Origin of the sequence: Rhizobium skierniewicense Ch11, from assembly GCF_023757665.1 — a bacterium.
GTDB classification, from domain to species: Bacteria; Pseudomonadota; Alphaproteobacteria; order Rhizobiales; family Rhizobiaceae; genus Agrobacterium; species Agrobacterium skierniewicense.
Genome location: NZ_RXPG01000009.1, coordinates 410,301 through 420,102, shown reverse-complemented (window position 1 = coordinate 420,102; position 9,802 = coordinate 410,301). Strand labels below are relative to the sequence as shown.

Below are 9,802 nucleotides of genomic sequence, written 5' to 3'. Positions count from 1 at the left end.
TGCGGCGGCGGTTTCCTCCACCGATGCGGCCTGCTGTTCGGTGCGCTTGGCCAGATCGTCGGCGGCAGCGCGGATTTCATTGGCACCGGCGTCGATACCACGGGCATTGACCGCCACGCTGTTGAGGGCAGACTGCAGCTTTTCGGCAGACGAGTTGAAGTTGGCGCGAACCACGTCCAGATGCTGAACAAAAGGCTGGCTGATGCGGTAGGACACTTCGCCATCCGCCAGACGCGACAGCGCATCGGCCAGATGATCGACGGCAAAGCTGGTGTCTGCGGCTTCTTTGGCCTTCTGCTCTTCGCGGGCGATCCGTTCCTTCTCCGACAGGCTGCGGTTGGCATCGGCTTCCTGTTCCAAACGGATCCGCTCGAGAGCGTTGTTGCGGAAAATGAGGACGTTCTGCGCCATCTTCCCGATCTCGTCCTTTCGATCTGCGCCGGGTATTTCCAGATCGACATTGCCGGATGCGAGCGATGACATCGATCCTGTCATGAGCTGAATGGGCTTGATGACGCCGCGGATGACGATGAGGACGCAGACGGTTGCCAGTGCCAAAGCAATGGCGCCGAGGACAGCGAGAGTATGGAGGATAAAGGTTTTGAGGTCTTCACCTGTGGCCATTCCGTCTTTGGCCGCCGTCAATTGTATCTCGATAAGCTTTGAAACGGATTCACCGAGGGGATCGATGATCTGATAGAGCTGACCATCGGCGAACTTGCCGATCTCCTCCAGATTACCCGCCTGCAAAAGCGTGATGATTCCTTGAATTTTCTGATCAGCCGACTGGCGCATGGTTTGGAATTCATCCGCAAGGCGCTTCTCGTCCACCGTGAGATAGGTCGCCGTGTAATCACGCCAGGATGTTTCGATACTTTGCATGGCGCCGCGAATATTCTGGATACCCTGCTCGTTGGTCAGCGCGCCGCCACTGACCTTGTGGATGGTATCGACAATCTTGACCGCATAATCATCGGAAATGGATTTGAGCTGCGCCATCGGCACGACACGGTCGGCAACAATGCTGCGCAAAAGCCTTGCTTCTTCATTCAGCGCATAAAGAGAAAACAGGGACGTCACAGCCAGAATGGCAACAAGGAAGAATATGCACGACAGGAGTTTGGACCGAATAGACATGGAAATCCTCTTGAACGAAACATCTCCGCGTAGATCGGATGGCCCGAATACTGTCCGGCGATAGGAAAATTCGCCATCGGAAGGTGATCTAAAAGCATTAACAGGCCATGAAAAAACACATATATGCTTATAAATTAAGCAAAATTCGCGTAACGTCTTTGTTGATGACCGATTTATGAGAAGATATACATCAGAAGGTGCATAATATTTCATCGTCGGCTTGCGAAAACCAACCGAGGGGAGAAACTATAAGGCAACGCTTCGCCTTGCTAGAGGAATAGGAAGGCTTTCCCCTCAAAAAGCACCAGAGGAATTCGTCTTTATTGTTGTGGCACCGTGAAAAGTCGATTAACGACAGATCAAGCAGTCTCGATCAACCGTTCCGCCATCTGCAGATCGACGGAAACGAGTTGCGACACACCCTGTTCGGCCATGGTGACGCCGAACAGGCGGTTCATGCGGGCCATGGTGATGGGGTTGTGGGTGATGATGACGAAGCGGGTTTCGGTGGATGCCACCATCTCGTCCATCAGATTGCAGTAACGCTCGACATTGTGGTCATCCAGCGGGGCGTCCACCTCGTCCAGCACGCAGATCGGCGCCGGGTTGGTGAGGAAGACGGCAAAGATCAGCGCCATTGCCGTCAAAGCCTGCTCGCCACCTGAGAGAAGCGTCATGGTTTGCGGCTTCTTGCCGGGCGGGCGAGCAAGAATTTCCAGGCCGGCTTCCAGTGGATCATCTGACTCGATCAATTGCAGCTCCGCCGTGCCGCCACCGAAAAGGTGTGTGAACAGCCGCTGGAACTGCGTGTTGACGATGTCGAAGGCCGCAACCAGACGCTCGCGGCCTTCGCGGTTGAGATTGTGAATGCCTGCGCGAAGCTTTCGCACCGCATCGATGATGTCGTCGCGTTCCTTGATCAGTGCTGCCAGCTTTTCCGATAGTTCGGCCTGCTCTTCATCAGCACGCAGGTTGACTGCGCCCAAGCGCTCCCGCTCGATCTTCAACCGGTCCAGATCGCGCTCGACATCGCGTATGTCGGGCATTGGCGTATCAGCTCCAAGTCCCGTCAGTCGGAATGCCATATGAGGCTCAACATTCAGCGCTTCACGGATGCGGTGTTCGCTTTCCTGACGTTTTTCTCGGGCGGAAACGAGCCGCTCCTCGGCGCGTCCGCGCTTTTCACGCGCCTCCGCCAATGCTGACAGGGCAATGGTGGCCGCGCGGTCTGCCTCTCGTTGCAGGTTTTCCGCCTCGACCAGTTGGTCTGCCGCGTCGCGTCGCGCTGCCTCGGTCTTTTGCAATTGCGTGAGGAGATCACGGCGCTTCTCATCGAATTCTTCCGGCGCGATGTCGAGTGCGGCAAGCTCATCGCGGGCTTCGTCCTCGCGTTCGCGCAGCGTGGCGATATGGCCGCTGGCGCTTGCCGCGCGCGCCTGCCAGGTGGCGCGCTCCTGTGCAATGGCATTGATGCGGCGCTGGCGAGCCTCCGCTTCCCGGTTCAGGCCTTCATGCCGGGCGCGCGCTTCAGCCAAAAGGCTACGGTCGGTCGCGACGTCCAGTTGGCTCTCGCGCAGGCGCAGATCAAGATCGGAGAGGTCGGCCGCGTCCTCCAGTTCGATGCGGGCGTCTTCTTCCTGAGCGGAGATGTCCTCTATCTGGCCACTGATCTGGTTGATGGCTTCAGACACGACATCGCGGCGGCGCAGGAGATCGCCGGAGGCGCGCTCAGCCATCGAAAGGGCGTCCCGTGCTTCAACCAGCTGGCGTGAGGCAAGACGGCTTCGTTCCCGTGCGTCCGCGAGCTGACTTTCCACCATACGAATGCCGTCTGCGCTGGCGGCAAGCTGATCTTCGGCTTCCTCCAGAGCGTAGCGCGCCTCGTCGACTTCACCCTCCAACTCGCTCAGACGGTTTTTCTGGGCAAGCCTGAGTGCTGCATTGCCAGGAGCGTCGGCGCTGGTGATATGGCCATCCCAGCGGAAAAGCGCGCCATCTTTTGTTACGAGGCGCTGGCCGGGTTTCAGTGCTGGCATCACACGCTTGGCTTCGTCGACGCTCGAAACAAGACCCGTCTGGCGAAGGGCGCGTCTCAGTGCATCCGGACCTGCGACATGCGAAAGCAGCGATGCAATGCCTTCTGGCAGGGCCGGGTCGGCACCGTCGTTGCCATTGATGACCCAGTATGCGGGAGCGGCCGCGTCGAGCGGACTTTCGAGGTCATCACCCAGGGCCGCGCCAAGAGCAGCCTCGAAACCGCGATCCACCGTCAACTGTTCCGCCACCGGCGTAAACGAGCCCGATACCGCACCGGCATCCAGCATTTTTGAAATGGTGCGCGCTTCGGTTTCCAGCCCGTTGAGACGGGTGCGTGCCACATCGACCGGGCCACGCGCCATGGCTTCCACAGAGCGCGCCTCGGCAACCGCCGATTCCGCCTCCTCCACCACGATCAACGCGTCTTCGACAGCGATCTCGGCAGCTTCCACGGTTTCCCGTTTTTCGGACGGGTCAGGCAGACCGGAGAGCTTTTCATCGATATTATCGATTTCGGCCGCGGCTTCCGATGCCTGACGCTCCGCGCGCGCCTTGCGGTCGGAGAGATCGCGAATGGTGCGCTCCAACTGCGTACGGGCGGCGGCGGCTTCCGCACGTTCCGCCGTCAATGCTGCAAAAACGCGTTCACTCTCGGTGAGTTTCGACGTGGCTTGCTCGAAAGCCTCACGCGTTTCCTCGGCGTGACGACCCGAATCAGAGAGAATGTCGAGGATTTCAGCCTCTTCCGTATCCAGCCGCGCCAGGATTTCGGAATTGTCGGAGACCATTCGCTCTTCGCGCCCGATATCCTCCCCCAATTGCGCCAAGCGTCGGGCAAGCTCGTCGCGGCGGCGCAGGATGCGGTTGGTTTCTTCATCCAGTTGCGTTCGAGCGATTTGCAGGCGCTGTAGAGCCGCGGCGACCTTCGCTTCGTTTTCACGCAGTTCCGGCAGCTTGAAGCTGGCAAGGCCTTGCGCTTTGGCGGCTTCCATCTGGGCCTGCGCCCTTTCAGCGACCACATTCGTCGCCTGATTGAGGGCGCTTTCCGCCTCTGCTTCGGACTGCTTGGCCTCCACCCAGCGGATATGCAGCAATGTCGCTTCGCGAGCGCGGATATCCGCCGACAGCATCTTGAAGCGGTTGGCCTGACGCGCCTGTCGTTTCAGGCTTTCGATCTGGCTTTCCAATTGCGCCGTTACATCTTCCAGACGTTCCAGATTGGTTTCGGCAGCACGCAGGCGCAGTTCCGCCTCATGGCGGCGCGAATGGAGACCGGAAATGCCTGCCGCTTCTTCCAGCAACTGACGACGCGCCTGGGGCTTGGCGTTGATGAGTTCCCCGATCCGCCCCTGCCCCACCATGGAGGGCGAGCGTGCGCCGGTGGAGGCATCGGCAAACAGAAGCTGCACATCCTTGGCGCGAGCTTCCTTGCCGTTGATACGGTAGACCGAGCCATTTTCGCGCTCGATACGACGCGTGACCTGAATTTCATCGGCATCGTTGAACGCGGCAGGCGCGGTGCGGTCTGAATTGTCGAGATAGAGGCCGACTTCGGCGGTATTGCGGGCGGGGCGATTGCCTGAACCGGAAAAGATCACGTCATCCATGCCGGATGCGCGCATGTTCTTGTAGGAGTTTTCGCCCATCACCCAGCGGAGCGCCTCGACAAGGTTGGACTTGCCGCAGCCATTGGGTCCGACGACGCCGGTCAGGCCTGGCTCGATGATAAACTCGGACGGCTCCACAAAGGATTTGAAGCCAAGCAGGCGCAGCTTGTTAAACTTCATGCTGCTGCCCCGAGAACAAAAAAACGGGCGCACGGAGGTAACCGTCGCCCGTTTTGATCCGGTAACGTCGTTTAGAGAAGGCTGTCGACGAGGGCCGACATATTTTCCACAGACATGTCTCCAGCGTAGCGCTTTCCGTTGATGATGAAGGTCGGGGTCGAATTGACGCCGAATTCCGTCGCACCGCGTTGCATCGTTGCGTTCACATCATCCAGAAGCTTCTGGTTCGTCAAGCAGGCCTCGAATGTCTCCTGTGAAAAACCTGCCAGTTTCGACATTTGCAGCAGCGCGGCACGTGCGTCCTGCGCCGTTGCCCAGCTCTGCTGCTGTTTGAACAGCATGGAAACGAACGGGTAATACTGCTGTTCGGGCGCGCAACGGGCCAGCATGAAGGCTGCAGCAGCACGCGGATCGAACGGGAATTCGCGGATGACGAAGTAAACCTTGCCGGTGTCGATGTACTTCTTCTTGATTTCATCAAACGTCGTATTGTGGAAATGTGCGCAGTGCGGGCAGGTCATCGACATGTATTCGACGATCTTTACCTTCGCATTCGGGTCACCGACGCCACGATCCGGCAGCGGGCCGGGCTTCATGACCGCATCCATATCCACATCACCCGTAGACTGGGGCAAGTCCTGCGCAAAGGCGGAACCTGGTGTCAGTGCGAATGGCAGGGCAGCGACCACTGCGGCTAGAGCGACACCGCCCAGAAGGCTGCGGCGAGAAAGAGTGACGTCTGGAAAATGCATCTAGCACCTGTTTGTGAAAGACTGGAGTTGTCTACAATTGCGATATAGCGACCGCTTTTAGAGAACAAGCGGCCATTTCTTCTCTTCTTGTCAAAGAATTGTGACCAGTCAAGGACCGTGTGGGCTCAAGCCTGCGTCAAATCGTGCCACGCCGCACCCGCTTTTGTAAAACAGCGGTCCCCAGACGCTCCACCGCCTTGCGCAGAGCCTCGCTCTCGATGCCCTCCATCATGCCCTCCAGCCTTTTTGCGGCATCGCCGCGCAGAGGCTGCGGCTTGGGGCGGCGATTGAGCGTTTGCGACACCGGCTTCTGCACGATCCTGATCTGGCGCACCGCCGGAAAGCCGAAGAAGCCATTGATGCGGGCAATCAATTCGCCCTGCGCATGGGTGAGGAACAGGGCGCGAGCACCTTCACAAGCAATCGTGAGGACACCTGCCTGATAGCCGCCACGATCCGGCCCCTCGTCGCGGCGCGGCCATGTGATCTTTTCCGGGCGGGTGCAATCGGCGAAGTCGGCGCCGGCAATTTCGTCCCATGAACCGAGCAGCGACGTGCTGATTCCCGCACGTTTAGCCAAAACCGGATCAATGATGCCGTTTGCGATTTCGGCAATCTGGATAACGCCTTTGCGGGGCTTTTTCATTTTGAACTCGCGGCTTGATTGGCTGAGATGAATGAACCAAGTATAGGCGCAATATGAGGGCCACAGCAAACCATGCTTCAGAAAATTGAAAACCCGCCTTATGCGGAGATGCTGCTGGCGTGGTACGACAGGCACCACCGAGACCTCCCGTGGCGTACCTCTCCACCCATGACGGCAAAGGGTTTGCGCGCCAATCCGTATCATGTCTGGCTGTCCGAGGTGATGCTGCAACAGACCACCGTTCAGGCGGTAAAGCCCTACTTTGCCAAGTTTCTGGCACAGTGGCCAAGGGTGGAGGATTTGGCAGCCGCACCCAGCGAGGACGTGATGGCTGCCTGGGCGGGGCTTGGATATTATGCGCGCGCGCGCAATCTGAAGAAATGCGCCGAAGCGGTGGCGAACGCGCATGGCGGCGTGTTTCCCGATACCGAAGAGGGATTGAAAGCCCTGCCCGGCATCGGCGATTACACGGCAGCAGCGATTGCCGCAATCGCCTTCAACCGTCAGGCAGCGGTGCTGGACGGCAATGTCGAGCGCGTGATTTCCCGCCTGTTTTGCATCGACGCCCCCCTGCCCGGCTCCAAGGGGGCTATGCGGGCGAAGGTGGCCGAGATAACCCCGGCTAACCGTCCGGGTGATTTCGCGCAAGCGATGATGGACCTCGGGGCAACGATCTGTACGCCGAAGCGTCCGGCCTGCGCGCTCTGTCCTTACAACAGCCATTGCCAGGCGCTGGACCACGATGAACCGGAACGTTTTCCGGTAAAGGCTGCCAAGAAGGATAAACCGGTACGCGTGGGAGCGGCCTTCGTTGCCGTGAATAACACGGGCGAGATTTTGCTGCGTCGCCGCACCGAAACAGGGCTTCTCGGCGGCATGACCGAGGTGCCCACGACAGCGTGGACGGCACGTATCGATGGTGGCACAGACACCGAGCACGCGCCCTTTGATGCGGACTGGGAGGCAGCCGGCACAATTGTGCACGTGTTTACCCACTTCGAGCTTAGACTTTCCATTTTCCGTGCCAGAGTTTCCGGCAGCATACCTTTCGGGGCCAATGACGAATGGTGGGAGCCGATCACAAATCTCGATGCGCAAGCGCTGCCGACCGTGATGAAAAAAGCGATCGAGCAGGCTGTTCCGTTGGCCTTCAATAAAAGCAGGAAGACTTGATGACCAATATCAACCATATCGTTTTCGATATCGGCAAAGTTCTGATCCACTACGATCCGAATATTCCCTACAGCCGCCTTATTCCAGATGAGCAGGAACGGGTGTGGTTCTTCGGAAACGTGTGCACCAATGATTGGAACCTGGAGCAGGACCGCGGCCGCACATGGGACGACGCCGAAGCTCTGCTTTTGCGAGACTATCCCGATCACGAAGAGACGATCCGCGCCTTTCGTCTGCACTGGCATGAAATGGTATCGCACGCATACGAGGAATCAGTGGCCATTCTGAAAGCCCTGATCGACAGCGGATACGACGTGACGATGCTCACCAACTTCGCCTCGGATACCTTCCGCGAAGCGCAGAAAATGTATCCTTTCTTGACGTGGTCACGCGGCGTGACGGTGTCAGGCGATGTCGGCCTGATCAAGCCAGATGTGGCGATCTATGAATTGCACGCAAGGACTTTTGGCCTCGACCCTGCCAGCAGCCTTTTCATCGACGATTCGCCTCCCAATGTGGAAGGCGCGAAAGCCGCCGGATGGCAGGCGGTGCATTTTACCGGTGCTGATCAGTTGAAAGCGAATTTGGCCACGTATGGCGTCAGTTTCTGAAACGAGAATGTCTGGTGCAGGCGAAAATGGCGGTCTTCTACCTGCACCAGTCCGACCGCGAACGGCCAGATTTGTAAATCTCATAATCGGGAAAGTTGCTGCCCTTGTTTTTCTGGACCTTGCCTTTGCGACATCATCTCTGACATCCAGGCAGATCCACTGGCGGCTTGCTTGTGGCTCCCTTGGACACACTAGCTAGAGAGCCATACTTGCTCCAGGCTTGCCATGCAATTGATATATTTAAGAAAATTCTGTTATGATTAATAGCAAATACACAGCCGTCCGGCGCTCAGGGAACGCCGGACGGCTGTTGCTCTTCACCCGGGACTGAAGGTACTAAAACCGGATGAAGTATCCTTGGCGATAAAAATCGCCAGCGATTGACAAGGGCAAAGCGGTGGATCGCTTTATCCGGCCTTTGCCATTTCATTGCGGATCAGAGTTCTCAGATCGTCGATCGGCTTGAGAGCCTCACCATCTTCGAAGTGCCAGAAGGTCCAGCCGTTGCAGGCATCCAGCCCTTGCACCTTGGCGCCGAGGCGATGGATGGAGCCAGCAGTGCCGCCGGATGCAACTGTTCCATCGGCACGGATGATGGCGCTGTAGCGGCGTTTCGCATCCGTCAAGACCTGACCGGGACGAACCAGACCGCTTTCGAGGAGCACGTTGAACGCAACGCGCGGCTCTGACTTCTTGCCGGTCATAACCGTGAGTTCAGCCTTGCCGAGAGGCTCGACGGCGGCGATACGTGCAGAGGCCGCATCGATATAGTCCTGCTCGCGCTCGATGCCGACGAAATGACGGCCCAGACGCTTGGCCACCGCACCCGTGGTGCCGGAGCCGAAAAAGGGGTCGAGCACCACATCACCCGGCTTGGTCGACGCCATGATGACGCGTGCCAGCAGGGCTTCCGGCTTCTGGGTGGGATGAACCTTCTTGCCGTCATCGCCCTTCAGGCGCTCTCCGCCGCTGCAGATCGGAAACAGCCAGTCGGACCGCATCTGCACATCATCGTTGGAGGCCTTCAGTGCTTCGTAGTTAAAGGTGTAGCTTTTCGCCTTGGCGTCACGGCTGGCCCAGATCATCGTTTCATGCGCGTTCTGGAACCGGCGACCCTTGAAGTTCGGCATCGGATTTGTCTTGCGCCAGACGATATCGTTCAGGATCCAGAAATTCATGTCCTGAAGAATGGAGCCGACGCGATAGATATTGTGGTAGGAGCCGATGACCCAGATCGTGCCGTTAGGCTTGAGCACACGTCGGCAGGCCAGAAGCCAGGCGCGGGTAAAGGCGTCGTATGCCTCGAAGGAGGCGAACTGGTCCCAATCATTATCGACGGCATCGACCAGCGACTGGTCCGGGCGGTGAAGCGTGCCACCGAGCTGAAGATTATACGGCGGATCAGCGAAAATCGCATCGACCGACTGGCTGGGGAGTGCCTCGAGCGCGGCGACGCAATCACCCTTGATGATGCTGTCTTTCCAGGCATCGCTCTCACCTGCAAGATCAAAACCGGCACGCCGAAAATCGGCCAGCGGAAACACTGATGCCATTGGTACTCGCTCCATACACTGACTCAACTCAACTGAGCCTTATGGTTACCGAAGTTGGTTATCAAAGGCTGAACGCGGGGCGAAAAACGCGTTAAGTGTGTAAAAA

General features: G+C 58.2%; 7 protein-coding genes. 2 read left to right on the top strand and 5 right to left on the bottom strand.

Annotated features, from left to right (window positions below; all coding sequences use genetic code 11):
- The 4 genes from EKM04_RS10465 to EKM04_RS10450 form a co-directional block, all read right to left on the bottom strand.
- A partial coding sequence (locus tag EKM04_RS10465; protein WP_252094054.1) for a HAMP domain-containing methyl-accepting chemotaxis protein occupies positions 1 to 1,137 on the bottom strand: 1,137 nt, incomplete at its 3' end.
- A 359-nt stretch (positions 1,138 to 1,496) separates the two neighbouring features.
- The gene (gene smc, locus EKM04_RS10460; RefSeq protein WP_183894339.1) at positions 1,497 to 4,961 is read right to left on the bottom strand and encodes a chromosome segregation protein SMC; all 3,465 of its coding nucleotides are present in this window, start codon (positions 4,959 to 4,961) and stop codon (positions 1,497 to 1,499) included.
- A 71-nt stretch (positions 4,962 to 5,032) separates the two neighbouring features.
- Positions 5,033 to 5,713: a DsbA family protein gene (locus tag EKM04_RS10455; protein ID WP_174152293.1), complete on the bottom strand. Its 681-nt coding sequence runs from the start codon at positions 5,711 to 5,713 to the stop codon at positions 5,033 to 5,035.
- Positions 5,714 to 5,849: 136 nt separating this feature from the next.
- A complete protein-coding gene (locus tag EKM04_RS10450; protein ID WP_183894337.1) occupies positions 5,850 to 6,359 on the bottom strand; it encodes a DUF721 domain-containing protein in 510 nt (169 codons plus the stop codon).
- 72 nt (positions 6,360 to 6,431) lie between these two features.
- Here EKM04_RS10450 and mutY point away from each other — a divergent pair, with 72 nt between their 5' ends.
- Positions 6,432 to 7,532: an A/G-specific adenine glycosylase gene (gene mutY / locus EKM04_RS10445; protein ID WP_412762950.1), complete on the top strand. Its 1,101-nt coding sequence runs from the start codon at positions 6,432 to 6,434 to the stop codon at positions 7,530 to 7,532.
- Positions 7,532 to 8,143, top strand: a complete 612-nt coding sequence (locus EKM04_RS10440; RefSeq protein WP_183894335.1) for an HAD family hydrolase — start codon at positions 7,532 to 7,534, stop codon at positions 8,141 to 8,143. Before mutY ends, EKM04_RS10440 begins: the two co-directional genes overlap by 1 nt.
- 407 nt (positions 8,144 to 8,550) lie before the next feature.
- Here the strand turns inward: EKM04_RS10440 and EKM04_RS10435 are convergent, their stop codons facing one another.
- Positions 8,551 to 9,696 (bottom strand): site-specific DNA-methyltransferase, encoded by a 1,146-nt coding sequence (locus tag EKM04_RS10435; RefSeq protein ID WP_174152290.1) that lies wholly within the window; start codon positions 9,694 to 9,696, stop codon positions 8,551 to 8,553.
- Positions 9,697 to 9,802: the final 106 nt, after the last annotated feature.

Bases quoted from the DNA above. Each gene is read 5' to 3' on its own strand.
- smc (WP_183894339.1), bottom strand. From the start codon at position 4,961: ATGAAGTTTAACAAGCTGCGCCTGCTTGGCTTCAAATCCTTTGTGGAG.
- EKM04_RS10455 (WP_174152293.1), bottom strand. From the start codon at position 5,713: ATGCATTTTCCAGACGTCACTCTTTCTCGCCGCAGCCTTCTGGGCGGT.
- EKM04_RS10450 (WP_183894337.1), bottom strand. From the start codon at position 6,359: ATGAAAAAGCCCCGCAAAGGCGTTATCCAGATTGCCGAAATCGCAAAC.
- mutY (WP_412762950.1), top strand. From the start codon at position 6,432: ATGCTTCAGAAAATTGAAAACCCGCCTTATGCGGAGATGCTGCTGGCG.
- EKM04_RS10440 (WP_183894335.1), top strand. From the start codon at position 7,532: ATGACCAATATCAACCATATCGTTTTCGATATCGGCAAAGTTCTGATC.
- EKM04_RS10435 (WP_174152290.1), bottom strand. From the start codon at position 9,696: ATGGCATCAGTGTTTCCGCTGGCCGATTTTCGGCGTGCCGGTTTTGAT.